This window comes from Devosia sp. J2-20, assembly GCF_055808475.1.
On record NZ_CM147870.1, the window covers coordinates 1,983,235 to 2,008,579 of the forward strand.

Consider the following 25,345-nt stretch of genomic DNA (forward strand, 5'->3'; position numbering starts at 1 on the left):
CCCTCTGGAGTATCGCCATGAAACTGCTCGCCCTTGGTGCGTTCGTCATCAGCCTGGTATCCGCCAGCACAGCCGTCGCCCAGTTCAACCCGGTCATTGCCAAATGCACCGGCAATGGTGCCGATTTCTATCTGTCAGAATCGCCGGTTGACGCGCTGGTCGGCTCGGTCCCGGAGCCCCTGCCGACCAACAAGGATACCATTCTGGTGGTCGATCAGAAAAAGGGCATGTACTGGTCGAACCAGTCGCGCGCGGCGATCGATCGCGCCTGTGGCGGCCAGGGCAATGAGGAAATCGCGCTGTTTGATGGCGTACAGCCGCGTTCGGGTCTGTGGCAGGCCAGACTTGGCGAAACCCGACCGGAAGGGTGCCCGGCAATTTTGGCGTCGATGTTCGGCCCCGGCCTGCCCGGTCATATGCCGGCCGAACTCAGCACGCCGCGCCAGTTGACGTTCGGCGTGCCGTTTCATCCCGATCAGCTTGAGCTGACCAAAACCCTGGCGGCCAGCGGCATTTCAGCGGTCGACTGGCGCGCAGTGGGGGAGGATAGCTGGCAGGCCGATATCATGAGCGATATTTTCGCCCAGATCCCCGGCGGCCCGGGCAAGGGCAGCGGCATGGCGTGGCGGCTGACGGTGACGTCCAAGGATCGCATCGACCACAATGTGACGGTCACCATCGCGCTGCCTGCCGAAGCGGCCGCGTTGATGGGGATGAGCGGAGATTGCCGCGTCACCAGCGACAACCAATGGGTGCGGGTGGGCGATTAGCCGTCGACGGCCTCAGCGATTTCGAAGGCCAGATCAACCGGATCGAAATCCTCGCCATTGGCGAGAATGACGACGCTGGTGCCGGTGTCCAGATTGCGCAGATAGACAGTCGCCGTGCCCATCCAGCTCCCGCTGTGATAGGCGATGGCATCGCCCTGCCCGCTCATGACGCTCCAGCCAAAGCCGTAGCCTTCTTCCTCCAGCACGCCGATGGCCGTCCCGTCATCGAGCTGACCGTCGACGAACAGCTCGGCCGTTGCTGCCGTGCCCAGCAGTGAGCCGGTGGCCAACGCCTTCTCATAGCGGGCCAGATCAGCGATCGAGGTGTAGACGCTGCCATCCCCCTCGGCCACGGTCATGAATTGCGAGGGTTCGAAATCGCCATCGCCGCCGGCATAGCCGGTAACCGCAGCGGTCGGATCGACCGGTGCGCCGAGCCGGGTCTTAGCCATGCCCAGGGGCGACCAGACGCGGTCGTGCAGCACCGCCTCCAGCGTTTCCATTTCAGCCGCCGCCGCGACCAGGCTGCCGAGGGTGACGTAACCGCTATTGGAATAGTCGAACTGGGTGCCGGGGGTGGGCTGGGGCGGCCTGTGCCAGCCAGGCGATGATCTGGGCATTGCTGGTATCGGCCTGATAGTCGAACAGGGTTTCGTCGAGATAATCTGGCAGGCCGCTGACGTGATAGATCAGATCGCCCACCACCACGGGCCGTTGTCCGGCGCCATAATGGGCAAAGTCAGGCAGAAATTCGCTGATTTCGGTAGCGCGGTTGAACAGATCGTCCTCGATCAGCAACTTCGCCGCCGTGCCGGTAAACTGCTTGGAGACCGAGGCCAGATCAAACACGCTGTCGGGCGTCATGGGAGCCTTTGTGTCCAGATCGGCATGGCCATAGCCCGCCAAATGCCGCACAGCGCCCTGCCCGGTCACCAGCACCGTCATGCCGGGGGTATCGCTGCCAATATAGGGGGCGACCAGATCATCAATGACCGGCAGGTTCTGCGCCGCGGCCGGCACCGCCAAGACGAGCGTAAAAAAGCCGATGAATGCTGTCGAGCGCATGAATCCCCCTGTTTCTGCTGGCGGAACCTAGCCAGCACGACCCGTTCAGGCAACCGCCTCCGGCAAGTCTGCGTCTCGGTGATAGTTGGCTAGGCCGCCGAAGTCTGGTCCAGGGCCAGTTCGATGGCGAAGCTGGGGCGACCGAAAAGGTAGCCCTGGCCGACGTCACAGCCGACAGAGGCCAGATAGTCGCGCTGCTGTTTCGTCTCGACACCTTCAGCGATCACCGTCTTGCCCAGACGCTGCGCCATGATGATGGTGGTCTCGATGATCACCTCGCTCTGGGCGTTGGGCAGATTGCGCACGAAGGACTGGTCGATCTTGATCTTGTGGATGGGCAGGCTGTGCAGATAGCTCAGCGACGAGTAACCCGTGCCAAAGTCATCCATCGCGATCCTGACACCCATGTCCGAGAGCTGGTGCAGGATTTCGAGATTGGCCGGGTCGCTGGCAATGTTCATGGATTCGGTGATCTCGATATCCAGCCGGTGTGGCGGCAGGCCCGAGGCCACCAGAGCATTGTGCACGGCGGCGACCAGATTGCCCTGCTGGAACTGCACTGCCGAGACGTTGATCGAAATACGCCCCTGCCAGCGCCATTGGGCGACCTGACGGCAGGCTTCGTGCAGGATCCATTCGCCGATCTGCACGATCAGGCCGGTTTCCTCGGCAAGCGGGATAAAATCGGCTGGCGAGACAATACCCAGCTCGGGGTGGCGCCAGCGCAGCAAGGCTTCAAGCCCCACCATCTCGCCGCTCTTGAGATCAATCTGGGGCTGATACAGCAGGTAGAATTCATCGCGCTTCAGGGCCTGCCGCAGCGCGAGATCGAGCAAACGGCGGTCGCGGATCTTCTGGCCGTGTTCGGGCTCGTAGCGTACCAGGCGCGCTTGTGCGGTCTGGGCCACCGCCAAGGCTATTTCGGCCTGCTGCAGCAGTTCCTCGCCATCAGCGTCAGCCTGATTGGCGCTGCCAAAGACGGTTTCGAGCATGATTGTGTGGCCGGCGATCTCATAGGGCGCTTCGAGCACCGAGGTGACCATGGCAATCGAGGGGATCATGGTGCCACCAAAGCGGCCGTGGCGCACTGAAAAAGCAAAGATGTCGCTATCAAGACGGGCGGGCAACGTATCGGTCAATTCGTGCAGACGCGCGGTAACTTCGCGGGCGACCATGTCATAGACCTCGTTGCCAAGACTGGCATTGAGGGCATCCAGACGCAGCAATCTGACAGCGATCAAGGTGCGGTTCAGCCCGTCGTCAGGCGTCCCGGCAAGCGCTTCGAGCATGGCGTGGCGCGACAGGGCGCCGCTGGGCTCATCGTGGCGGGCCAGATAGGCCAGTTGCGCCTGTTGCCGACGGCTCTGGCGCCAGCGTCGGGCGCGCTCATCGAGAAAGCATATGGCCAGCGTGCCACTTACCATGGCGTGAAAGACCATGGTGTCGATTACGATGGCGGCCTGAGACAATGCCTGCCACGCGGCCAGTTCGAGGCCCAGGCTCGCAATCAAGACCACCAGCGCCCGCTGTGGCACGGTAAAGCGTTTGCGCATCAGCATCACCAGCGCGGTGATCAACAGGCCGGCCAATGCAGCGGGAACAAACCCCAGATCGCTCAGCGCCCTGTCGGCCTTGAGTGTTTCGGTGGCGGCGATCTGAACCACAGCGCCCGAGAGCACGCCGAAGCGAGGCACACGGAAGAAGTCGCGCAGTTCGATGGCGCTCGCACCGATCACGACCTGCTTGTCGCGCAGAATGGCCGGATCGACCGTTCCTTCGAGCACCGAGATCGCCGAAACGCTAGGGACGGCGCTCAGGTCGATGCCGTAGTCGATGGTGATCGACGGCGCGGCTGGACCGGCCTGCGGCACCAGAGCATAGGCCAGCGCGGGAATGGACTGGATTGCCGAGGGCACAGATTCGAGCAGCGCTGTCCCGTCACCATCGACATTGACGAGGACGGCCGGAGCCTGCGCTTCAAAGCGTGGCAGTGGTCGGCTCAGCACGATTTCGCCTTTGGTGCCGGTCTGCTGGAAAGCGGCAAGATAGGCATAACCACCCGCGCGGGTCAGCGCCGCTTCAAATGCGCCGTCTGCCTGGGGTGTGGAGGCGGCGCTGAAGTCGATATCGAAAACAACTTCGAGCGCGCCCAGTTCAATCAGCCGGTCAAGCAGCGCTGCATGGACAGTACGTGGCCAGGGCCAGACACCCACCGCCTGCAGGCTGGTGGCGTCGATTTCAACAAACACCATGTCGCCGCTGGGCGCGCGTGACGTGCCGGCGAAGCGCTGCCCCTGCAGTTCCTGGTCCGGCGGCTCGAACGCACCCAGCCATGCCGACGCCAGAACGGCGCCGACAAGCACAAGTACACTGATGAGCCGCACGACGGCCCGCATCAGCGCGCCGTCGTCAGCACGTGCCGCCCATTACTTGTTGAGGCCATTGGCATTGCCCTTGCCGTTGCCGCCCGCATTGTTGGTCTTGGCGCTATCGTCGTCGTCACTGTCAGCGCTATTGCCGTTACCGTTACCATTACCGCCGGCATTGCTATTGCCGTTGCCGCCGGCATTGCTGTTGCCGCTATTGCCGTTGCCGTTGCCGCCAGCATTGCTGTTACCGCTATTGCCGTTGCCATTGCCGCCAGCATTGCTGGAATTGCCGTTGGCGCTGTTGTTACCGTTGTCCTTGGTCAAGCCGAACGCGTTGCCATTGCCATTGCCGCCAGCATTGTTGCTCTTGCTGGCCTGCGCTGCAGCTTCAACGTTTTCAGCCGTGGCTTCGATCGTTGTGCCGTTGATGACCGGCTTACCGGAAAAACTGAAAACAGCCACGGCCCCGCGGCCTTCCACTAGCAGTGGCGCCTGCTTGGTCACGGTTGCATCCTGACCGGGGCGGACATCGACAACCAGATCGTTGACGGTGTCCTGCACCTGGACCACGCCGCGATCGACCTCAACGGTGGCACCGCTATTGTCCGAACGTACGGTGAAGCGCGTGCCCTTGACGACGGCTGCCAGAAACGGGGTCTGTACTGAAAAATGCTGGACGTTGCGGCGCTCTGCCTCGATGGAGACAACACCGAAATCCTGCAGAACCGTTGTCATCAGATCGGCGCCTGCATCCTTGATCCGGATCTGGGTATTGGCTTCCAGTTCGATAGTTTCGCGACCACGGATCAGCCCGACCCGGCCATTCTCGGACGTACGGACATATCGATTGGTAGGGATGATTTCACCGCGACTGACCTGACGCCAGGTCCCGCCGATCTGCTGGGTGACTTCACCGCGCACCCTGTTCACCTGCCAATCATCGGCGAAAACCGGCGCAGCAGCCAAGAATATCAGCAAAAACAGAACGATTCTCACAACGCATACTCCGCAACTTATTCAAGATGCAGGATCGACCAGCGCGCTTGCCAAACCGTTACAGCGCCCGATCACAAATGCACAATCGCAGCCTGGTGATGCTGATGGTAAAGGAATTACCGCGCAATTACCGGGGATTTGACAATGACGGGGTCGTACTCACCCGGGGTCTGAGGGCGTATCAAAGACTGCGCGCGCCTGGTCAATGTGGGGATGATTGTCATTGGCCCATCGGATCAAATGCCCGAACGGGACGATGATCGAGTGACCAAGCGGTGTCAGGCTGTACTCCACCGCAGGCGGCTTGGTGTCATACACCTTGCGCGACACCATGCCGTCGCGCTGCAGTTCGCGCAGTGTCTGGGTCAGCATTTTCTGAGATATATCAGGGATATCGCGCCGCAACTGATTGAAGCGCTTGGGCCCGCTGGCCAGCGTCATGACCAACAGCATGCTCCATTTATCGCTGATCTTGTCGAGCACGCCGCGCACCGGGCAGTTCCCGACAGGCTGACCGGCATTGCTGTTCCAGCCATCCATAATGGCACTGAACTGATCCTGTTCGCTGTTCATGGTGGTTACCTCACGGTGCCGTTGTTCCAACAAGGTGCCTCCTTACCAACTGGTTCAAGGTCTACTAGATAGCACTCTCCGTTCGATACTTACTCTCCATCGGCATGCGCTGCAAGGAGATGCGAACCACTCAAAATGGAGAGACAGACATGACAAAGTTTAAAGACCAGACCCTTCTGGTTACCGGCGCTTCGGGCAATCTAGGTCGCCTTGCCGTCGAGAACCTGCTTGCTCGCGGCGCAACCAAGGTCATCGCCGGTACACGCGATCCATCCAAGCTGGCCGATCTGGCGGCCAAGGGTGCCGAGGTGCGTGCGCTCGATTTCGGCAAGCCCGAGACCGTTGCTGCTGCGCTGACCGGTGTTGATCGGCTGCTGATCGTGAGCACCGATGCAATTGGTGGTCGTCTTGACCATCACAAGGCCGCCATTGCCGGTGCCAAGTCCGCTGGCGTCAAGCACATCGTCTATACATCAGCGCCAGCGCCCCGGCCCAACGCCGATGGCGGCGCGGTGATCGAGCATTTCTGGACCGAAGTCGAACTGGTCAATAGCGGCATCGAATTCACCGTGCTGCGCAACAACATGTATGCGGAGAACAATTTCATGGATGCCGCACAGGTGATCCAGTCGGGCCAGTTGTTTGGGCTGATTGGCGATCGCGGCGTGTCCTATGTAGCCCGTGCCGACGCTGCTGCAACGGCGGCGGGCGCCCTGTTGAGCGCTGAAGGCTCCACCATTCAAGACGTGACCGGTCCCGCACCCGTTACCAATGTTGAACGCGCTGCGCTCTATGCCAAACTGAGCGGCAAGCCCGTCACCAGCATCGCCTTGCCAGACGCCGACCTGCAGGCGGGCATGGTCGCAGCCGGTCTGCCTGCATTCCTCGCCGACATGTTGATCGGCTTCCAGAAGGATGCGCGGTCGGGTCATCAGGGTGTCACCACCGATGCCGTTGAGCGTTTTGCGGGTCACAAGCCGCAGGCGTTTGCCGAGTTCCTCGCGGCCAACCGCGCCGCGCTGGGTCTGTAGGACCATTCGGCCCCGCAGCCATGCTGGGGTCACCACTCTGTCGGGGGCGCGCCCTGTACGCGCCCCCTGCCCTGGTCTGACGCTTTGCTGACAAACCCCACGGAATCGCGCACGGTTGAATCCTTGCCTGGGGGAGTCAGATTCGGTGCGTGAGGAAAGTTGGGTCAACCGCCTGTGGAGGCGGATCGCGTTTGACCGTTCGATCGGTTTTGGATTTGAACATGTCGGCCTGACCACACTTCGCTTTCCCCGCATCATGGCGCTGATCGCGCTGGCCTTCACCATTCTGTGCTTCACGCAATTGCCGCGCGCCAATGTTGATGGCGACCTGATGCGGGTCTATGCGCATTCGGGCCATTACTATGAAGCCTATGAGCGCCTGTCCGAGACCTTCGGCACCTTCGAAAACGACATCTATGTGCTGGTCAATTCGCCCAGCCTGACCGACCCCGCGACGCTGGAAAAAGTGCGCGAGCTCGCCTTTGATCTTGAGCTGAACGAATTCGCCGTCGGCAGTATGTCGCCGTTCACGCTGCGCAAGCCCAGTGGCGAGGGCGGTTCTGTGCCTGCCGTGCCCGAGGGCATGACCGATTTTGCCCAGGTGGCCCGCGCGCTCAGCGATCTGCAGCAGAATGATCCGATGATGCGCAATCTGATCACGCCGGACCTGACCGGAATGGTGCTGATCATGTTCCCGAATCAGGCCATGACCAAGGGTGATGGCACCAAGGCCATGCTCGCCAGCCTGCGGGAGATGCTGTCCTATTATGAGGGCGATGATCTGCAGATCGAGCTGACCGGGCCGCCGATCTGGACCTCGGAAATGCTCAATGCGGCTGTCGACGACCAGATCAAATTCACCGTCTACGGCTTTGCGCTGGGCGCGCTGATTGCCCTGCTCGCCCTGCGTTCGCTGACGGGCGCGCTGCTGGTGGCTGCCACGCCCTTCGTGGCCGTGATGTGGTCGATGGGCTCGGTGATCATGATGTTCGGCTCGTTCTCGTTTCTGACCATCATCGTGACCACGCTGGTAATCGTGATGGCGTTCGCGGAGTCGATGTTCTTCATCTTCAACTGGCTGGCCTATTGGCGCGACGGCATGGAGCCGCACAAGGCGGTCGATGCCACGCTCAAGCTGGTGGGTCCGGCGACGGCGCTGACCACGCTGACCACGCTGGTGGCGTTCGTTTCGCTATATTTCTCGCCCGGTCAGGGTGTGCAGGAGTTTGCCATTGCCGGGGCGATGGGCTGCTGCATCGTGTTTCTGTGCCTGATGACGGTGATGCCGCTGCTGCTCAAGATGGCGTTGCAGCTGGGGTTCAGGCTGCCGCGCACCCCCAGCTTCGCGCTGAACGCGCCCGTGCCTGTGGCCTGGAAGCTGGCAACGAAATTCGGGCGGCCGATTACCGTGCTGTCAGTGGTGCTGGTGGGGCTGCTGTTTGTGCCCTATTTCCTGATCCAGCCACGGTTCTCGCTGCAGGATTTCATGGCGCGCGGCTCCGATGCAATGAGCGCAGCCGAAGAGATCGATCAGGGCGTAGGTGGCGTCGCCCCGCTTTATGTGCGGGTGCCGCTGGCCGACAATGATCCCAATCTGAGCACGCGCGATTTCGAGACCCTGCGCACCGTGCATGAGATCATCGAGGGCGAGCTGGGCGAGAACAAGGTGATCTCGATCGCCAGCATGTCCAACTACACCGATAACGGCTTCAGCCGTGAGGACGTGTTCGACGCGGTGGGACCATTCATGAAGCGGCGCTTCATTACCGAAGACGGCACGCAGGGGCTGGTGACCGGCTTCATGGCGACCATTATCGAGAGCGATGCGCTCAAACAGATGGTGGCGCGAATCGATGACAAGCTGGCCGATGCGGGCATTGCCGGCGCCGAGATTGGCGGCTTTCGCGTACTGACCACATTTGCCACCGACGACATCGTGCGCTCGCTGCAGATCTCGCTGTCGATCAGCGTGGTCATCAACATCTTCCTGATCGGCTTCGCCTTTGGCTCGATGCGGGTGGCCGTGGCGTCCATCGTGCCCAACATGTTCCCGATTCTGGGCACCGAGGCCTATCTCTGGCTGAGTGGCTCGGGGCTGCAGCTGACCACGGTGATCGCACTGACCATCGCCTTTGGCATCGCGGTCAACGACACCATCCATTTCCTCAGCCACTATGTGCATGGGCGGCGCGAGGAACATCGCGACCATCTCGGCTCGGTGAAAAACACCATGGAGCGCATCGGTGGGGCCATCGTGGCGACCACGGTTATCCTGTGCGTGGGCACCATCATCGTGGCATTTTCCGAGCTGCCGCAGGTGGCGCTGTTCGGCACGCTGTTCGTGCTGTCACTGGCGCTGGCGCTGATCGGCGATCTGTTCATGCTGCCGGCCATTCTGGTGGCAGGGGCAAAGTTCTTTGCGCCACTGGGCCGGATCCGCGTGCGCACCGCCGACCATGATCCCACACCCGATGATCCCACCGGCGACACACTGACCGGGCGCGGCCCCTATCCGGTCCGCCCTGAACCATGAGCGCGCTTGTAAGAGTTTGCCGGGCACGGCTAGATTGCCCCGGCTTGATTCTGGGGTGCCATCCCGATCATGCAATAAATCTGCCGGGGGGCATGATTTTCTTGGAGGCCTAAGGCGATGAAGTGTTTCGGACGGCTGGCGCGCGGCGCCGCGTTGACGGGTCTGCTGGTGATGGGTGGCGCAGCCCCCGCCTTTGCCGGCCCCGCCGAGGTGGCGTTGCTGCAAACCTATATCGGGGAATGGCGTGGCCGGGGCACGCTGACCGGCGCCAATGTCGAAACGGTGGTCTGCCGCCTTTCGCTCAAGCAGGGCAATCAGGACAAGGTCAATTACAGCGGCCGTTGCAGCCTGGCGGGCACCCAGCTGACCGTGGCGGGCACCATGGCCTATATCGCGGCCAGCAAGCGCTATGAAGCCGTGATGAGTTCAAACGCCACCTTCCGCGGCGTCGCTGTGGGGCAGAAGCGCGGCAGCAATCTGATCTTCAATCTGCAGGAACGCGACGAGGATGAAGATGGCAAGGAACTGGCCATTTCAGCACAGATCAATCTGCAGTCCGACGCCATCAAGGTGGTGTTCGATGTGATCTATGTCGAGAATGGCGACAGCCTGCGCGCCGAGGTTCCCTTCACCAAATAATCCAGACGCCGGCGCGCTGGGCGCAATGCGCCCGGCTCATCCCAGTTGCAGAAAGTCTTAACCGGCGATCGACTAGAATAAGCGCGACAACCGAGTATTTGGGTCGCGTAATTTGAGCAGCCTTGCCGCCACGACTATCCGGCGCCCGCGCACAACCGAAAAGACTGCCACCGATCCGGTGTTGGCGGTGCTGTCGCGGCTATGTGCACTGCTCGATATCGACAGCGTCACCCTCTCCCGCATTGAGACCGATGGGTTTCGGCTGCTGGCCGCCAGTGGTGCCAGCCCGGATACGGGACTTCTCGGCCCCTGGATGAAGCGCGCCGTGGCCAGTGACGGCCCGCTGATCGTCGTCGATATCGCCCGCAGCCAGGGTAGCCCTGCCGCGCTGGGCTTTTATGCCGGCATGGTGCTGTCAACGGGCGACGACAAAATCAAGCTACTGCTCAGCCTGAGCGATGCCCGCCCCCGCAGCGAGGCCATGGCGCATCGGCTTGCCGGGTTGGCCATCGAGGTCACCAGCGACGCCACCATCAACCGGCTGGCCCGCCAGATCGCGCAGCACAAGGCTCAACTCGCGCTTGAACAGAACCAGTTCGAACGCGCCTCACAGACAGCCAAGATCGGCATCTGGTCCTGCGACCTCGCCGATGAATCGCTGAACTGGACGGACAGCGTCTACGACCTGTTCGAGTTGCCACGCGGCAGCGAGCTGAGCCGTGACGTCACGCTACGGCACTATACGGACCAATCCCGGCAGACGATGGAGGCCGCGCGCGCCCAAGCCATCGCCAATTGCAGTGATTTCACGGTCGATGCGGAAATCATCACCGCCAGTGGCGCCCGCCGCTGGATGCGCCTGACCGGCAATGTGGAAGCCCGCAATGGCGTCGCCGTCCGTATCTTCGGAATGAAGCAGGACATTACCGAGGAAAAGCTGCTGGCGGACAAGACCCGCTATCTGGCCGAAACCGATGTGATGACCGGGCTGGCCAATCGCAGTCAGTTTCAGACCCGGCTCGGTAATCTGGCGGTTGCGCCGATTGGCGGCCTGCTGCTGGTGGATCTGGACGGTTTCAAGCAGATCAATGACAGCTTCGGCCATGCGCTGGGCGATCAATGCCTGCGGGAAGCTGCAAGGCGTTTGACGGCGTGTTGTGACCAGGCCAGCCTGCTGGCTCGCATTGGCGGGGATGAATTCGCCGTACTGATGGGCCCCAAGCAGACCGAGAGCGAAATCTCGGCGCTTGGCGATCGTATCGTGCAGGCCGTGGGTCAGCCCTATAAGCATAATGGTCACGCCATCGCGCTGAGCGCATCGGTCGGGGTGGCATGCCACCGTCGCGGCACGGCCGACGATCTGTTCCATGATGCAGATACCGCGCTCTATGCCGCCAAGGCTGCCGGACGCAATACAAGCCGCACCCACAAGCACTGACCGCATCTATCAGGCCACAAAAAAGGGGCTGCTTGCGCAACCCCTTTGAGCATTCCGGTATCGACGCGTTCGCGCCTTAGAACGGGATATCGTCGTCCATGCCGCCGGGCTCGAAAGCCGGAGCATTGGCCTGGGGCCGACGCGCACCGCCGCCGCCGCCACCATTATTGTTGTCGCGGGCGCCGCGGAAACCGCCGCCATCGCCGCCACCTGCATTATCGCCATCGCCACGACCGTCAAGCAGGGTCATGGTCGAGTTGAAGCCCTGCAGCACGATCTCGGTGGAGTATTTGTCCTGACCGGACTGATCCTGCCATTTGCGGGTCTGCAACTGGCCTTCGATATAGACCTTGGAGCCCTTGCGCAGATAGCTTTCGGCGACGCGCGCCAGACCTTCCGAAAAGATCACCACGCGGTGCCATTCGGTCTTCTCACGGCGCTCGCCAGTGTTCTTGTCTTTCCAGTTCTCCGAGGTGGCGATGGACAGATTGACCACCTTGCCGCCGCTGGGGAGATTGCGGACCTCTGGATCCGCGCCGAGATTGCCGACCAGGATCACCTTGTTGACACTGCCTGCCATCGCTCATTCCTTTTTCAATTCAGCCCCGGACTGCCTGGTTGCGGGGCGCTTACTTACGGTTGTGCAGACCCTACCCACCCAGCGCGTGGGCTTATTGATCAGGGGCTGCAGAGATAGGTGGTTATAGCGCTTCACTTGACCGGGCGCGCGCGGGAACAGCGTGTTTTAAACACATAAGAAAGGCGCTGCACCGGTCGTGCTCAGCATATGTTCACATTATGTTCCGGGCGCCAAATTTGTCAAGCGCCCCGAGGTTGTGTGCCTCGAGGCGCTGGACTGGGCAGGATCAGGCGTCGGCGAGCGCCAGTGCGCAGGCATTGGCCAGATCGCGATTGGGGTCTTCTGCGCCAAGCGGTGTCGCCCAGCCCGACTTCTCGATGATGCCGCGGCGCGAATAGGTCGAGGCTTCCTTGAGGTCGGCCAGAACGGTGACGCGATTGGCTGCCGAGGTCGACTGCTGCACGCAATAAGGGGTCAGCGCTGTCGCGACGTCGGAGGCCGACTGGGTCGATGCCATCTCTTGGGCGCTACCGCCAGTGACCCAACCGCCCCAGTTAAAGCCGACAATGGCAAGGGCAATGGCGCCGGCTGCCGCGCCGTAAAGCGCAGGTTTCGTCCATACGGGGATGTGCATAAAAGTCCGATCTGTCTCGGGAGAGGCCCGCAGTATTGCAGGCCCGAACGTCAGCCTAACACGTGCTGGCGCCCCTAGGGGAACCGATTGCCCTCGCTCGCGCTGACTGCTGCTGACACATCCTGTCAGCAGCATTGCACCAAACCAATGCGATCCAATCGGGCACCTGGCGCGTTGCAGTTTGGAACGGTGCGCGCATTGGCGTGTTCCATAACTGGGCGGATGCAAAACGGTCGAACTTGACCGAATCTGTTGCGTTCCGTTTATGTTCCGATTGCGATATGCGACGTGGCAAGGGTGAGCGGACACGCTAAGGTGAATGTGGTGCCGGGCCGCCATGCGTGAGGCCGGCTTGCGGCAAGGGCCTGCCGCGCCTATTTTCCTGTTCTTCCCGCCCTGCCGAATGACCGTTTGACCGCTGTGCAGCCACTCTGGCGCACCGAGCCATGGACTACAATGATGACGCCAAAGCCCAGCCTGAACCGAGAGATCATCGTACGCGGTGCCCGCGAACACAATCTCAAGGGTATCGACGTGAAGCTGCCACGCGACAGCCTGATCGTCATGACGGGCCTGTCGGGGTCAGGTAAATCGTCGCTGGCGTTCGACACCATCTATGCCGAAGGGCAGCGCCGGTACGTGGAATCACTGTCCGCCTACGCCCGGCAGTTCCTCGAAATGATGCAGAAGCCCGATGTTGAGCATATTGAGGGGCTGAGCCCCGCAATCTCCATCGAGCAAAAGACCACCAGCCGCAACCCGCGTTCCACCGTGGGCACGGTTACCGAAATCTATGATTATCTGCGCCTGCTGTTCGCGCGCGTCGGCGTGCCCTACTCGCCCGCCACCGGCCTGCCCATTGAAAGCCAGACCGTTACCCAGATGGTCGACAAGACCCTTGAACTGGCCGAAGGCACAAGGCTCTACCTGCTGGCGCCCATCGCCCGCGGTCGCAAGGGTGAATACAAGAAGGAACTCGCCGACCTGATGCGCAAGGGCTTCCAGCGCGTCAAGATTGATGGCGAATACCACGAGATTGAAGACGCCCCGGCGCTCGACAAAAAGCTCAAGCACGACATAGAAGTGGTCATCGACCGTCTGGTCATCGGGCCCGATATCGCGGGACGACTGGCCGAAAGCTTTGAAACCGCGCTCAAGCTGGCCGATGGCATTGCACTGATCGAGTTTGCCGACGAGAAGAACGAGGATGGCACGCCGCGCCAGCAGACTTTTTCGGAAAAGTTCGCCTGCCCTGTTTCCGGCTTCACCATTGCCGAGATCGAGCCACGCCTGTTCTCGTTCAACAACCCGTTTGGCGCCTGCCCGGTCTGTGATGGCCTGGGCACCGAGCAGAAGATCGACTCCGATCAGATCGTGCCCGATCCGACGCTGTCGCTGCGCGATGGCGCCATTCTGCCTTGGTCCAAGACCAGCGCACCCTATTACAAGCAGACACTGAGCGCCGTCGCCAAGCACTTTGGCGCATCGATCGGCACCGCGTGGAACGAGCTGCCCTTCGATGTGCAGCACGCCGTGCTCTACGGCACGGGCAAGACCAAGATTGATTTCGTCTATGAGGACGGTTTGCGCCAGTACAAGACCAGCAAGGTTTTTGAAGGCGTGATCGGCAATCTCGAGCGTCGTTATCGGGAAACCGAGAGCGCCGGCATGCGCGAAGAGATCGAGAAGTACATGTCCGCCAAGCCCTGCGTGGCCTGTGGCGGCTATCGCCTGAAGCCGGAATCGCTGGCAGTCAAGATTGACGGGCTGCATGTCGGTCAGGTCACTGAGAAGTCGATCCGCAGCGCGGCGGAGTGGTTCGAGGCCCTGCCCGAGCGCTTTACCGACAATCAGAAGCTGATCGGCGAGCGCATTCTCAAAGAGATTCGTGAGCGCCTGAACTTCCTGATCGATGTGGGACTGGACTATCTGACCATGGCCCGCAATTCGGGAACGCTGTCGGGCGGCGAGAGCCAGCGCATCCGTCTGGCCAGTCAGATCGGCTCGGGCCTGACCGGTGTGCTCTATGTGCTTGATGAGCCCTCGATCGGTCTGCATCAGCGCGACAATGCCCGACTGCTTGAAACCCTGCAGCGGCTGCGTGATATCGGCAATACGGTCATCGTGGTCGAACATGACGAAGATGCCATCATGACGGCGGACTATGTCGTCGACATCGGCCCCGGCGCGGGTGTGCATGGCGGCCATATCGTGGCTGAAGGCACGCCGCAGGACATCCTCAATCACCCCGATTCGCTGACCGGCAAATATCTGTCGGGCCGCATGGGCATTGCCATGCCAGCCGAGCGCCGCACCGGCAAGCCGGGCAAGGCGCTCAGCATCAAGGGCGCGACGGGCAATAACCTTAAAAACGTTTCGGTGGATGTGCCGCTGGGCATGTTCGTGGCCATTACCGGTGTGTCGGGCGGCGGCAAGTCCACCCTGATGATCGACACCATGTATCAGGCCATTGCGCGCCGGCTGAATGGCGCCCGCGTGGTGCCAGCCCCGCACGAATCCCTGACGGGCCTCGAATTCCTCGACAAGGTCATCGATATCGACCAGTCGCCGATTGGCCGCACGCCGCGCTCCAATCCAGCAACCTATACCGGCGCCTTCACGCCGCTGCGCGAGTGGTTTGCCGGTCTGCCCGAAGCCAAGACACGTGGCTATGGTCCGGGCCGGTTCAGCTTCAACGTCAAGGGCGGGCGCTGCGAGAAATGCCAGGGCGATGGCGTGCTCAAGATCGAGATGCACTTCCTGCCCGACGTCTACGTCACCTGCGACGTGTGCAAGGGCAAGCGCTACAACCGCGAAACGCTTGAAGTGCAGTTCAAGGGCAAGTCGATCTCCGACATCCTGGACATGACGATCGACGAAGGCGTCGATTTCTTCTCGGCGGTGCCGACGATTCGCGACAAGTTTGCCACGCTGCAGCGGGTGGGGCTGGGATACGTCAAGATCGGCCAGCCAGCCACCACGCTTTCGGGTGGTGAGGCGCAGCGCGTCAAGCTGTCCAAGGAATTGTCCAAGCGCGCCACCGGTCGCACACTCTATATGCTCGATGAGCCGACCACGGGTCTGCATTTCCACGATGTGGCCAAGCTGCTCGAGGTGCTGCACGAGTTGGTTGAGGGCGGCAATACCGTTGTGGTGATCGAGCACAATCTTGAAGTCATCAAGACCGCCGACTGGGTCATCGATCTGGGACCAGAGGGCGGCGATGGTGGTGGCGAGATTGTGGCAGTAGGTACGCCCGAGGATGTGGCGGCCAATGCGCGTTCCCATACCGGCCACTTCCTCAAGGAGGTGATCGGCCGTCGGCCGCATTTCGCGACCGAGGCTGCCGAGTAGGCCAAAAACGCAGGTAAGTGCATGTCAGTGCTAGCAGTCTGTTAGCCGATAGGTTTCTCTGGTGGCTGGACGCGGTGTGTCCTCCACCGAGCCGAGCCGCCGCATGGCCTGACGCCAAAGTGGCACCAGCACGACAAATTTGTGAAATTGATATGCGCTCTCTGCATGATGCAGTTGACGTTTACGACATGGCGCTTCCGTCCAAATCACCCCATCTTGGACCTGTCTACAAGACAGCCAAAAGGGAATACGCCGATGTTTGTGAGAGCCGTCTGGCGCGTCAAGCGCCTGGTCGACATCAAGCAGACGTTGCGGGAAATGGACGTTCCCTCAACGCGTGATGCCGATCTACTGGGGATCTCAGGTCCCGACTTTTCGAAAATGACCCGGTCGCTGTTTGATCGCTAGGCTTTTTCGAGCCACCGAATTTGCGATGGCCGCCAAGACGCCATCCGGCGGCCATCCGTGTTTTGCACGGGTTAGAGTTTTGGTAACCACAATTTGCCCAGCCCCGCACAGAACGCATAGCTCATTTGACCATTATCCCACTGCTCATTCTGGTGGCACTGCCCTAAATATAAGCTCGTAAACCAAGGAGACTTCCAAATGAACATTCGCAATACCTTCAAGAAATGGGCCGCTTACCAGCAGACCGTTCGTGAACTCGCCGCTCTCGACAACCGCCAGCTCAACGATCTGGGCATCTCGCGCACCGATATCAATCGCGTTGCACGTGATCATGTCAGCTCGCTCTAAGTCGTCGATTTCAAACCTCCAAGTCGACCCAAACCGAACACCCGCTTCTCCTTGAGATGCGGGTGTTTTGTTGTCCGCGATAGCGTGATCACAAGCCTGAAAGGGCTGGAACTCCTGCAATCCTGACCCGTTGAGCCCGACAACGAACAGGAGTGACCAATGCAGAACCTTTCCGGGAAAAACATCGCCATCCTTGCCACCAACGGCTTTGAACAATCCGAGCTGGAAGTGCCGCTGAATACGCTGCGCGATGCAGGTGCCACTGTGCATGTGATTTCGCCAGAGACCGGCGAGATCAAGGGCTGGGACAAGACCGACTGGGGCGATAGCGTGCCAGTGGACAAGGCGCTCTCGAATGCTTCGGCCGACGATTACGACGCCATCGTGCTGCCTGGCGGACAGATCAACCCCGACCTGTTGCGCGTCGAACCCAAGGCAATAGAACTGATCAAAGCTTTCTGGGAACAGAAGAAAGTCGTTGCCGCCGTGTGCCACGCCCCTTGGCTGCTGATCGAAGCCGGTGTGGTGTCGGGCCGCAAGGTGACCTCATATCCATCGATCAAAACCGACGTGATCAATGCAGGTGGTCTGTGGGAAGACAGCGAGGTTGTTGTCGACAAGGGGCTGATCACCAGCCGCAAGCCTGACGACCTGCCTGCCTTCTGTGACAAGATTGGCGAAGAGATCCTCGAAGGCAAACACGAGAGCCGCGCCGCCTAATAGGCGCGCCGACCAATCAATTCCTCATAACTGACCATTACGGCCTGGCGAAAGCCGGGCCGTTGCTGCAGGCGCGCGTACCAGTGTTCAATGCCGGGCATGGAGGGGCGATCGATGTCCATTGTGAACCAGCGAAACAGCGCAACGCCGGCCACGATGTCGGCATAGCTCAGCCTGTTGCCGGCCACAAATGCATTGGCGGCGAGATGGTTGTCCAGTTGCAGCATGGCGGCGACCGTCTCGGCATAGGCCGCCATAATCGAAGACACGTCGTGATCGGTCTGCGGGGTGCGTACGACAAGCCAGAACAGCTTGATCCAGGCGGGCTGGAAGGTCGTGGCAGTCCAGTCGGTCCATTGATCCACAATGGCCCGTCGGGCGGGATCTGGTGGCCAGGTCCCGTCATCGCCATAAGCCGCGGCCAGATAACGCACGATGGCATGGCTTTCCCATATCGCCAGCTCGCCATCCTGAAGCGTGGGCACCAGACCATTGGGGTTGAGCGCGCGATAGGCGGGATCGTCGAGACCGCCATGCTCGCCACCAAGTTCGACATGCACATAGAGCAGTTGCAGTTCTTCGAGCGCCCAGATCACTTTCTGGACATTGCACGAGCTTCTGCGCCCCCAAAGTACCAGCTTTCTGGCCATCAACAGCGTCCCCCTGCATGGGACCATAACACTGCACCCGGGGCAGACCACAGGTCTGTGTTGCGCAGTTCAACGGCGCTTGCTATCTGGCGCTCATGTCCACATCAGAACCTATTCATATCATCGGCGGCGGTCTTGCCGGCTCGGAAGCAGCATGGCAGGCAGCGGAGGCTGGCGCACAGGTCATTCTGCATGAAATGCGACCCGTACGCGGCACTGACGCGCACCAGACCGACAGCCTGGCCGAGTTGGTCTGTTCCAACAGCTTCCGCTCTGACGACCATGAGCACAACGCCGTCGGCTTGCTGCACGAAGAGATGCGGCGCTGCAATTCGGTAATCATGGCGTGTGCCGACAAGCACCAGATCCCTGCTGGCGGCGCATTGGGCGTTGATCGGCACGGTTTTTCTGCCGCGGTCACCGAGGCTATCGAAAACCACCCCAACATCACCATGGCGCGTGAGGAAGTGGCCGGCATGCCGCCCGAAGACTGGCGCAATGTGATCATTGCGACCGGCCCTCTTACCTCACCGGCGATGGCGGATGCGATTCTGGCCAAGACGGGTGAAGATGCGCTGGCCTTCTTCGACGCCATCGCACCGATTGTGCATTTCGACAGTATCAATATGGACATAGTCTGGGCGCAGTCGCGCTACGACAAGGCCGGTCCGGGCGGCACGGGTGCCGACTATCTGAACTGTCCGATGAACAAGGAGCAGTACTACGCCTTTGTCGAGGCGCTAAAGACTGCTCCGCTGCATGAATTCAAGGACTGGGAAAAGGTCCCCTATTTCGATGGCTGCCTGCCGATTGAAGTGATGGCGGAACGCGGCGAAGAAACACTGCGGCACGGCCCGATGAAACCGGTCGGATTGACCAATCCGCGCGACCCGCAGGTCAAGAGCTACGCCATCGTGCAGTTGCGTCAGGACAATGCACTGGGCACGCTGTGGAACATGGTGGGGTTCCAGACCAAGATGCGCTACGGCGTTCAGGCGGAAATCCTGCGCATGATCCCGGGCCTCGAGAATGCGCAGTTTGCGCGTCTGGGGGGGCTGCATCGCAATACCTTCCTCAATTCGCCCAAAGTTCTAGGGCCGGACCTGAAACTGAAAGCTGATCCGCGAATTCGTTTCGCGGGTCAGGTCACCGGCGTTGAGGGCTATGTGGAAAGCGCCGCTGTAGGGCTGATCACCGGTCGCCTCGCGGCAGCTGAAGCGCGTGGTGAGACCATGGCCACGCCGCCAAATACCACTGCATTGGGCGCTCTGGTTGCCCACATCACCGGCGGACACATCGAGTCCGAGAGTTATAGTGGCGCGCGCAGCTTCCAGCCAATGAACGTCAATTTCGGTCTGTTCCCACCGGTCACGGTTACCAAACCGGAAGGCGTCACCCGTTGGCGCGGGCCGGAAAAGACGCAGGCAAAGCGCAGGGCGATCACCTCGCGGGCGCTTGAGGATCTGAAAGCCTGGGCATGACACCGGCAGAGCTCGAAACCTATCTGCACGATCATATCCCGCTTTCTCGGGCGATGGCGGTGCGGGTGGTTGCGATTGCCGATACGAGCGTGACGCTGGGCGCGCCGCTGGCACCCAATATCAACCACCGGGACACGGTGTTCGGTGGCAGTGCCTCGGCCGTAGCGATCCTCTCAGCCTGGTGTCTGCTGCACTTGCGCCTGACAGCTGCGGGTCGACCAAGTCGCGTTGTCATCCAACGCAACACGATGGATTATCTGGCCCCCATTGCCGGAGACTTCACGGCGCGCTCGGCACTACCACCAGATGCCGATTGGGACCGCTTCTCGCGCCTGTTGGCGCGTCGCGGCGTGGCGCGGATCAGCGTTGATGCAGAACTTGATTATGAGGGCGCCGTAGCGGGTCGTCTGTCCGGCGACTTCGTCGCATTCGGCAATCAGCGCCTTTAGCGGTTGCGCCAAGCCCACCAGGCCAGTCGGGTAATCTTGCGCCAATCTGCGTCGTCTGGTGCGGCCGCAAACGGCGCCCGCGAGCGTTGCTCGAGAAGCCGATACTGCGCCTTGAGCACTGCAATTGGCGCGAAGGCTGGCTTGAGATGGGCCGGCAAATTCGCAATGGCCGTCTCGGCCTTGATCAGATGGCCAGAAGCCAGTTCAGAAATCTGGCCCAGCGCCTCTGAAAGCCCCTCGCTGTCCGTGCCAGCGAATATCTCGCCTTCCTGCACGCCATTGGCCGCGAAAATGGTCCAGGGCAGCATGATGCGCCCCTGAGCGGCGAAGTGGCCAAAACCGCGCAGATGACCGATCATCGCATGAGCGACGCCTAGATGCCCCGCCGCGTCGCCGGTCTCGATGGTCTCGCCATCATTGAGGATCATGGCGGCCAGTTGATACAGCGTGGATACCGTCTCCCCAGCATAACCCTCAAAGCTCTCAAGATCGGGCATCGGGTCATCATATAGATCGAAACGTCGCGCCCCCAGCAGACGCAACAGCGTGCCGGCGGGTATGTTGTAGCGGGCAATGGTATCGAGCAGCGCATCAGCTACCGGATTTTGCCGAACCGCCCCGTGGCCCTCGCCATCGAGCGCATCACTCCACCATTGCAGCCGGATTTCGCCAGGCGCCGGATCCGACACGCGCTCGCGCGTGGAGGCGACATCGGCGTTAAAGGCGTAGAGCGCGGTGACGGCGTCGCGATGTGCACCAGTTAGCACCAGTGTCGAAAGGTAGCGGTCACGATCCCCGCTGCGCAGGGCGTCCGCAGCGTGAACAAAGCTCTCAGCACTCATCTCAGCGGACCTTGTCGACCGCAATCAACGCGGCCGCCACGGCACGATGCTCGGCCAGCAAGACATTATAGGTGCGTACGGCGCTGCCGGTTGTAATGGCCTCGACAATGATACCCTGCTCGCGCAGTGCCGCCCGAACATCGGGCGACAGTCCGGTGATGTCGTGTCCCAGACCAATCATGAGTACATCGATGTCGTCAGCGGCGGTCAACACCGGTGCCAGGCTTTCCAGCGTGATCTCGGCCGGGGTAGCGACACTCCAGCCGAGCATGCCGGTGGGCAGGCAGAGCAACGAGCCACGGTGCGACATCTCGGCAAAGCGGAACCCGCTATTGCCATAGGCGTCGATGCCGACCTGATCGGGAAAGTGGCCGGGTGTGGTTTCGGTCATGAGAGCCTCAGACCGCCGCGCCATCCGTGGGATCGGTCAACTCCGTGCCATCCTTGTCGCCAGCCTGATCCAGACGGGTGGTAACACCGAGATAGATCAGGATCGGTGCGGCGATGAAGATCGACGAATAGGTACCGACCAGCACGCCCCAGGCCATTGAGATGGTGAAGCTGCGGATCACATCGCCACCAAACACCACCAGAGCCATCAGTGCGATGAAGGTGGTCGATGCTGTCAGGATGGTACGCGGCAGCGTCGAGTTGATCGAAATATCGATGATCTCGGGCAAGCCGATCTTCTTGTACTTCATGCGGTACTCGCGGATGCGGTCGTAAATCACGACGGTATCGTTGAGCGAGTAACCGACAATGGTCAGGATCGCGGCGATGCTGGACGCGTTGAACTCCAGCCCGACAAAGGCGAACAGGCCGATGGTAAGGATCACGTCGTGACCCGTCGAAATGATCGCTCCAACCGCGAACTGCCACTCAAAGCGGAACCAGAGATAGACTAGAATGCCAAGCAGCGCGACACCAAGGCCGATGGCCCCGGTGATGGCCAGTTCGCTCGATACCGTAGGGCCAACGGTTTCCGTACCGCGAGTCACGTAGCCAGCATCCTCGATGGTCTGCTGCACCAAATTGACAGCATCCTGCTGGGCAGATGCGCCGCCGTCCTGGGTCTGAACGCGCACCAGTAGCCGGTCGGTCTCACCAAAGCCCTGCACCTGGATTTCACCAAGATCGAGCGCCGAGAGCGCTTCGCGGATCGCACCGGGTTCGGCTGTGCCGTCGGTGGCCTGGATTTCCATGGCGGAACCGCCGCGGAAATCAATGCCGAGATTGAGGCCGTGATAGCCAAACCAGCCCAGCGACAGGATCGAGGTGATGATCGAGAAAGCAATCGCGTATTTGCGAATGCCCATGAAGGAGATCTTGGTGCCGTCCGGGATCAGGCGCACCAGCTGAATGCGCAGGGTCTTGGGGCGAGCCCAGTTGTACCAGCGACCAACGATGAACAGGGTCACCATATAAGCAGTGAACAAGGTCGTCAGAATACCCAGAGCCAGCGTGACGGCGAAGCCCTGAACCGGACCAGAGCCGAGGTAGAACAGAACCACGGCAGCAATCAGCGTGGTAATGTTGGCATCCAGAATGGTGGCCATGGCGCGCTGGAAGCCCGCTTCAATAGCGGAAATCTTGCTCCGTCCGGCAGCCAGTTCCTCACGTATGCGCTCGAAGATCAGCACATTGGCGTCAACGGCCATACCGATGGTCAGAACGATACCGGCGATGCCGGGCAGCGTGAGCGTTGCACCAAGCATGGACAGAGCAGCCAGGATCAGCACGACATTGAGCATCACTGCAATGTCGGCAAACACACCGAACAGGCCATAGGCGATGACCATAAAGACGATCACGGCGATCGCGCCGATGATACCGGCGGTGACACCTGCACGGATAGAATCCGCGCCAAGACCGGCACTGACCGAGCGCTCTTCAACGATATCGAGGCTGGCGGGCAAAGCACCACCACGCAGCAGCACGGCAAGGTCGTTGGCGGTAGCGGTGGTGAAGCTGCCGCTGATCTGGCCCGAACCACCGGTAATGGGCGACTGGATCACAGGGGCAGTGATAACCTGGTTGTCGAGCACGATAGCGAAACGCTGGCCGACATTGTTCGAGGTGATCTGGCCGAAGGCGATGGCGCCGCGGGTGTCGAAGCGGAAGCTCACGACGGGCATGGCGCGCTGCTGGTCATAGCTGGGCTGCGCGTCCACCAGGGATTCGCCACCAAGGGCGATGTCTTCATAGAGCAGTTCGCTGCCGCCATCCTGGCTGGGCAGGATCATGGTGCCGGCAGGCAGACCCTGGGCATCGGCCTGCGCGGCTGTCATGCCTGGATAGACCATGTGGAAGGTCAGGCGCGCAGTGCGCGAAATAATGTCCTTGAGACGCGTGGAGTCGCCAAAGCCTGGGACCTGCACCAGAACACGATTATTGCCCTGACGCTGAATGGTCGGCTCTGTTGTGCCCAGCTCGTCAATACGATTGCGGATAACTTCGATCGACTGCGCGACCAGAGCAGACATGCGGTCGTCGATACCCTCCTGGGTCAGCGCCACGGTGATCCGTCCGTCAGCAGCGGGCTCGATTGTCAGTTCCTGGACGCCGGACGTCGAGAACAACGTACCCCCAACCGAATTCTGCAGGCCTGCCAACGCGGTCAGCGCAGTGTCAGCCTGTGTCGGGTCGGTCAGTTCGATCGAAATCGAGCGCGAGACCTCGTCGGTGGTGATCAGATTGCCGATGCCATTGTCATTGGCCAGAATGCTGCGGGCGTCGCGGCGAAGGTCCGCCAGGCGCTCGGTGACAATGCCATCCTGATTGACCTCCAGCAGCAGATGCGAGCCGCCCTGCAAATCAAGGCCCAGGACGATGGTCTGCGACGGCAGCCAGCTCGGCCATGCGTCCCGCACGGTTTGCGGCAAAAAGCTCGGCAGGGCGAAGAAGAAGCCCAGCAGAGTGACAGCAATGATGATGGCGGTACGGACCGGCGAGAACTGCATTTAAGTCGTCCTGGAAGGAAAAAGCCGGAGCCCTTAGGCTCCGGCAACATTCGGGAGCCTGTTATCAGGCTGGCTTGTTGTCGTTGACCGGCTCAGCCTTGGAGCGGACATCAGAGACCATGCCGCGCACGATCTTGACCTTCACGCCCGAGGCGATCTCGACTTCAAGATCTTCGCCATCAACAGCCTTAGTGACCTTGCCGATGATACCGCCGGTGGTGACCACGGTGTCGCCGCGACGGATCGCTGCCAACATGGCCTGCTGGGCTTTCAGACGCTTCTGCTGTGGGCGGAAGATCAGGAACCAGAAGATCACGACCAAGAGCAGAATCGGCATCAACTGAATGAAGATGTCACCGATGCCACCGGTACCGGCGGCGCCGGCTGCCTGGGCGTAAGCGGGCGTTACAAACATAGCGAGTTCCTTGAGTTTTTCTTGGTTTGGGAGGGACTGCGCCAGTCAATCCACAGCGCTGCGCGAGGCACTGGACGCATGTGGGGCTGGTTGCACTTGCGCCCCGGTCAAAATCGGGCGGACTATACATTTGCGACCCAGTGATTGCAAAGGCATTCCGGACGCCGCAAATTGCCGCGCCGAGCTTGAGGATAGACAGCGTTGAAGAGCAAAGACCACCTAGCCGAAATCAGTGCCAAACTAGATGCGATTGCCCAGGCATTGCAGGCGCTGGCGCCCGATAAAACACCACAGGCCCCTGCCCTGGGCACGGCCAATGCCTATCACTGGGATGGCGATTCGGGAGAACTGCTGGCCGTACCGCAGGTCAGTCGCGTGCCTTTGGCCATGCTCAAGGGCATTGACGCAGTGCAGGACATCTTGCTGCGCAATACCGAACAGTTTGCGCGCGGTCACGGCGCCAACAATGCGCTGCTATGGGGCGCACGCGGCATGGGCAAGAGTTCGCTGGTCAAAGCGATTCACGGGGACATCAGCGAACGAAGCGAGGATGGCTTTGAACGACTGGTGCTGATCGAGATTGCGCGGGAAGACCTTGAGACCCTGCCCGTCCTGATGCGCCACATCGCCAATGAGCGCGCGCGTTTCATCGTCTTCTGCGACGATCTGAGCTTTGATACCGGCGAGACCAGCTACAAATCGCTCAAGACCATTCTTGATGGCGGACTGGAGGGGCGGCCGAGCAATGCCCTGTTCTACGCCACATCGAACCGGCGCCATCTGATGCCACGGGACATGATCGAAAACGAGCGTTCGACGGCCATCAATCCCGGCGAGGCCGTCGAAGAGAAGGTGTCGCTATCGGACCGCTTCGGTCTGTGGCTGGGGTTCCACAATTGCGATCAGCCGACCTTCCTGACCATGGTGCAGGCCTATGCGACCCATTACGGTCTGGAACTGGACGAGGAAACCCTGCGCGCACGGGCCATTGAGTGGGCCGCAACACGCGGCGCGCGATCGGGTCGCGTCGCCATTCAACTTGTCCGCACTCTGGCTGGTGAAATGGGCAAATCCGCCACCTAAAGCAAAA

General features: G+C 60.9%; 22 protein-coding genes and 1 pseudogene. 12 read left to right on the forward strand and 11 right to left on the reverse strand.

Features of this window, described 5'->3' with window-relative positions; genetic code table 11:
* Positions 1-17 precede the first annotated feature (17 nt).
* A complete protein-coding gene (locus AC0L37_RS09685; RefSeq protein WP_282221289.1) occupies positions 18-770 on the forward strand; it encodes a hypothetical protein in 753 nt (250 codons plus the stop codon).
* Here AC0L37_RS09685 and AC0L37_RS09690 read toward each other — a convergent pair.
* The 4 genes and pseudogenes from AC0L37_RS09690 to AC0L37_RS09705 form a co-directional block, all read right to left on the reverse strand.
* Positions 767-1,835: pseudogene (locus tag AC0L37_RS09690) on the reverse strand (serine hydrolase domain-containing protein). The gene AC0L37_RS09685 and the pseudogene AC0L37_RS09690 sit on opposite strands and share 4 nt — an antisense overlap.
* 89 nt (positions 1,836-1,924) lie before the next feature.
* Positions 1,925-4,219: a putative bifunctional diguanylate cyclase/phosphodiesterase gene (locus tag AC0L37_RS09695; RefSeq protein ID WP_282221286.1), complete on the reverse strand. Its 2,295-nt coding sequence runs from the start codon at positions 4,217-4,219 to the stop codon at positions 1,925-1,927.
* Positions 4,220-4,261: 42 nt separating this feature from the next.
* Positions 4,262-5,200 carry a FecR domain-containing protein gene (locus AC0L37_RS09700; RefSeq protein ID WP_282221285.1) on the reverse strand — a complete coding sequence of 313 codons (939 nt, stop codon included), beginning with the start codon at positions 5,198-5,200 and terminating at the stop codon, positions 4,262-4,264.
* 159 nt (positions 5,201-5,359) lie between these two features.
* Positions 5,360-5,773, reverse strand: coding sequence for a winged helix-turn-helix transcriptional regulator (locus AC0L37_RS09705; protein WP_269369880.1), 414 nt, complete (start codon positions 5,771-5,773; stop codon positions 5,360-5,362).
* A 149-nt stretch (positions 5,774-5,922) separates the two neighbouring features.
* Between AC0L37_RS09705 and AC0L37_RS09710 the strand changes: the two genes are divergently transcribed.
* From AC0L37_RS09710 to AC0L37_RS09725, 4 genes are all read left to right on the forward strand, one after another.
* Complete coding sequence (locus AC0L37_RS09710) at positions 5,923-6,804, forward strand: NAD(P)H-binding protein (RefSeq protein WP_282221284.1); 882 nt, start codon at positions 5,923-5,925, stop codon at positions 6,802-6,804.
* 145 nt (positions 6,805-6,949) lie between these two features.
* Positions 6,950-9,337, forward strand: a complete 2,388-nt coding sequence (locus tag AC0L37_RS09715) for an efflux RND transporter permease subunit (RefSeq protein WP_282221283.1) — start codon at positions 6,950-6,952, stop codon at positions 9,335-9,337.
* 117 nt (positions 9,338-9,454) lie between these two features.
* Positions 9,455-9,976, forward strand: a complete 522-nt coding sequence (locus AC0L37_RS09720; protein WP_212658183.1) for a hypothetical protein — start codon at positions 9,455-9,457, stop codon at positions 9,974-9,976.
* 112 nt (positions 9,977-10,088) lie between these two features.
* Complete coding sequence (locus AC0L37_RS09725; RefSeq protein ID WP_282221282.1) at positions 10,089-11,414, forward strand: sensor domain-containing diguanylate cyclase; 1,326 nt, start codon at positions 10,089-10,091, stop codon at positions 11,412-11,414.
* A gap of 76 nt (positions 11,415-11,490) precedes the next feature.
* Here AC0L37_RS09725 and ssb read toward each other — a convergent pair whose 3' ends face one another.
* Positions 11,491-11,994 (reverse strand): single-stranded DNA-binding protein, encoded by a 504-nt coding sequence (ssb, locus tag AC0L37_RS09730; RefSeq protein ID WP_212658184.1) that lies wholly within the window; start codon positions 11,992-11,994, stop codon positions 11,491-11,493.
* Positions 11,995-12,280: 286 nt separating this feature from the next.
* Complete coding sequence (locus tag AC0L37_RS09735; protein ID WP_212658185.1) at positions 12,281-12,628, reverse strand: hypothetical protein; 348 nt, start codon at positions 12,626-12,628, stop codon at positions 12,281-12,283.
* A gap of 459 nt (positions 12,629-13,087) precedes the next feature.
* Here AC0L37_RS09735 and uvrA point away from each other — a divergent pair, with 459 nt between their 5' ends.
* From uvrA to AC0L37_RS09755, 4 genes are all read left to right on the forward strand, one after another.
* On the forward strand, positions 13,088-15,982 hold the full coding sequence (gene uvrA, locus AC0L37_RS09740; RefSeq protein ID WP_212658186.1) for an excinuclease ABC subunit UvrA: 2,895 nt from the start codon (positions 13,088-13,090) through the stop codon (positions 15,980-15,982).
* A gap of 255 nt (positions 15,983-16,237) precedes the next feature.
* On the forward strand, positions 16,238-16,390 hold the full coding sequence (locus AC0L37_RS09745) for a hypothetical protein (RefSeq protein ID WP_212658187.1): 153 nt from the start codon (positions 16,238-16,240) through the stop codon (positions 16,388-16,390).
* Between the two features lie 198 nt (positions 16,391-16,588).
* On the forward strand, positions 16,589-16,738 hold the full coding sequence (locus tag AC0L37_RS09750) for a DUF1127 domain-containing protein (RefSeq protein WP_212658188.1): 150 nt from the start codon (positions 16,589-16,591) through the stop codon (positions 16,736-16,738).
* Positions 16,739-16,897: 159 nt separating this feature from the next.
* A complete protein-coding gene (locus AC0L37_RS09755; RefSeq protein ID WP_282221281.1) occupies positions 16,898-17,458 on the forward strand; it encodes a type 1 glutamine amidotransferase domain-containing protein in 561 nt (186 codons plus the stop codon).
* On the opposite strand, the gene AC0L37_RS09760 is transcribed toward AC0L37_RS09755, so the two are convergent.
* Positions 17,455-18,108 (reverse strand): glutathione S-transferase family protein, encoded by a 654-nt coding sequence (locus tag AC0L37_RS09760; protein ID WP_282221280.1) that lies wholly within the window; start codon positions 18,106-18,108, stop codon positions 17,455-17,457. The genes AC0L37_RS09755 and AC0L37_RS09760 overlap by 4 nt on opposite strands.
* A 95-nt stretch (positions 18,109-18,203) precedes the next feature.
* Here AC0L37_RS09760 and trmFO point away from each other — a divergent pair, with 95 nt between their 5' ends.
* On the forward strand, positions 18,204-19,589 hold the full coding sequence (gene trmFO / locus AC0L37_RS09765; RefSeq protein WP_282221279.1) for a methylenetetrahydrofolate--tRNA-(uracil(54)-C(5))-methyltransferase (FADH(2)-oxidizing) TrmFO: 1,386 nt from the start codon (positions 18,204-18,206) through the stop codon (positions 19,587-19,589).
* Positions 19,586-20,038, forward strand: coding sequence for a YiiD C-terminal domain-containing protein (locus tag AC0L37_RS09770; RefSeq protein WP_282221278.1), 453 nt, complete (start codon positions 19,586-19,588; stop codon positions 20,036-20,038). The genes trmFO and AC0L37_RS09770 overlap by 4 nt, the downstream gene beginning before the upstream one ends.
* Here the strand turns inward: AC0L37_RS09770 and AC0L37_RS09775 are convergent.
* The 4 genes from AC0L37_RS09775 to yajC all read right to left on the reverse strand — a co-directional run bounded on the left by AC0L37_RS09775 (position 20,035) and on the right by yajC (position 24,255).
* On the reverse strand, positions 20,035-20,880 hold the full coding sequence (locus AC0L37_RS09775) for a phytoene/squalene synthase family protein (RefSeq protein ID WP_212658193.1): 846 nt from the start codon (positions 20,878-20,880) through the stop codon (positions 20,035-20,037). The two genes, AC0L37_RS09770 and AC0L37_RS09775, sit on opposite strands and share 4 nt — an antisense overlap.
* 1 nt (position 20,881) lies before the next feature.
* Positions 20,882-21,271 (reverse strand): Mth938-like domain-containing protein, encoded by a 390-nt coding sequence (locus AC0L37_RS09780; protein WP_282221277.1) that lies wholly within the window; start codon positions 21,269-21,271, stop codon positions 20,882-20,884.
* Between the two features lie 7 nt (positions 21,272-21,278).
* Positions 21,279-23,840, reverse strand: coding sequence for a protein translocase subunit SecD (gene secD, locus AC0L37_RS09785; protein WP_212658195.1), 2,562 nt, complete (start codon positions 23,838-23,840; stop codon positions 21,279-21,281).
* 64 nt (positions 23,841-23,904) lie between these two features.
* On the reverse strand, positions 23,905-24,255 hold the full coding sequence (gene yajC / locus AC0L37_RS09790) for a preprotein translocase subunit YajC (RefSeq protein ID WP_212658196.1): 351 nt from the start codon (positions 24,253-24,255) through the stop codon (positions 23,905-23,907).
* Positions 24,256-24,456: 201 nt separating this feature from the next.
* On the opposite strand from yajC, the gene AC0L37_RS09795 reads away from it, so the two are divergent.
* Positions 24,457-25,338, forward strand: a complete 882-nt coding sequence (locus AC0L37_RS09795) for an ATP-binding protein (protein WP_282221276.1) — start codon at positions 24,457-24,459, stop codon at positions 25,336-25,338.
* The last annotated feature ends 7 nt before the right edge of the window (positions 25,339-25,345 follow it).

Excerpts from the sequence above, each read along its gene's own strand:
- AC0L37_RS09685 (WP_282221289.1), top strand. The coding sequence starts at position 18 with ATGAAACTGCTCGCCCTTGGTGCGTTCGTCATCAGCCTGGTATCCGCC.
- AC0L37_RS09705 (WP_269369880.1), bottom strand. The coding sequence starts at position 5,773 with ATGAACAGCGAACAGGATCAGTTCAGTGCCATTATGGATGGCTGGAAC.
- AC0L37_RS09710 (WP_282221284.1), top strand. The coding sequence starts at position 5,923 with ATGACAAAGTTTAAAGACCAGACCCTTCTGGTTACCGGCGCTTCGGGC.
- AC0L37_RS09720 (WP_212658183.1), top strand. The coding sequence starts at position 9,455 with ATGAAGTGTTTCGGACGGCTGGCGCGCGGCGCCGCGTTGACGGGTCTG.
- ssb (WP_212658184.1), bottom strand. The coding sequence starts at position 11,994 with ATGGCAGGCAGTGTCAACAAGGTGATCCTGGTCGGCAATCTCGGCGCG.
- AC0L37_RS09735 (WP_212658185.1), bottom strand. The coding sequence starts at position 12,628 with ATGCACATCCCCGTATGGACGAAACCTGCGCTTTACGGCGCGGCAGCC.
- uvrA (WP_212658186.1), top strand. The coding sequence starts at position 13,088 with ATGACGCCAAAGCCCAGCCTGAACCGAGAGATCATCGTACGCGGTGCC.
- AC0L37_RS09745 (WP_212658187.1), top strand. The coding sequence starts at position 16,238 with ATGTTTGTGAGAGCCGTCTGGCGCGTCAAGCGCCTGGTCGACATCAAG.
- AC0L37_RS09750 (WP_212658188.1), top strand. The coding sequence starts at position 16,589 with ATGAACATTCGCAATACCTTCAAGAAATGGGCCGCTTACCAGCAGACC.
- AC0L37_RS09755 (WP_282221281.1), top strand. The coding sequence starts at position 16,898 with ATGCAGAACCTTTCCGGGAAAAACATCGCCATCCTTGCCACCAACGGC.
- AC0L37_RS09760 (WP_282221280.1), bottom strand. The coding sequence starts at position 18,108 with ATGGCCAGAAAGCTGGTACTTTGGGGGCGCAGAAGCTCGTGCAATGTC.
- trmFO (WP_282221279.1), top strand. The coding sequence starts at position 18,204 with ATGTCCACATCAGAACCTATTCATATCATCGGCGGCGGTCTTGCCGGC.
- AC0L37_RS09770 (WP_282221278.1), top strand. The coding sequence starts at position 19,586 with ATGACACCGGCAGAGCTCGAAACCTATCTGCACGATCATATCCCGCTT.
- AC0L37_RS09775 (WP_212658193.1), bottom strand. The coding sequence starts at position 20,880 with ATGAGTGCTGAGAGCTTTGTTCACGCTGCGGACGCCCTGCGCAGCGGG.
- AC0L37_RS09780 (WP_282221277.1), bottom strand. The coding sequence starts at position 21,271 with ATGACCGAAACCACACCCGGCCACTTTCCCGATCAGGTCGGCATCGAC.
- secD (WP_212658195.1), bottom strand. The coding sequence starts at position 23,840 with ATGCAGTTCTCGCCGGTCCGTACCGCCATCATCATTGCTGTCACTCTG.
- yajC (WP_212658196.1), bottom strand. The coding sequence starts at position 24,255 with ATGTTTGTAACGCCCGCTTACGCCCAGGCAGCCGGCGCCGCCGGTACC.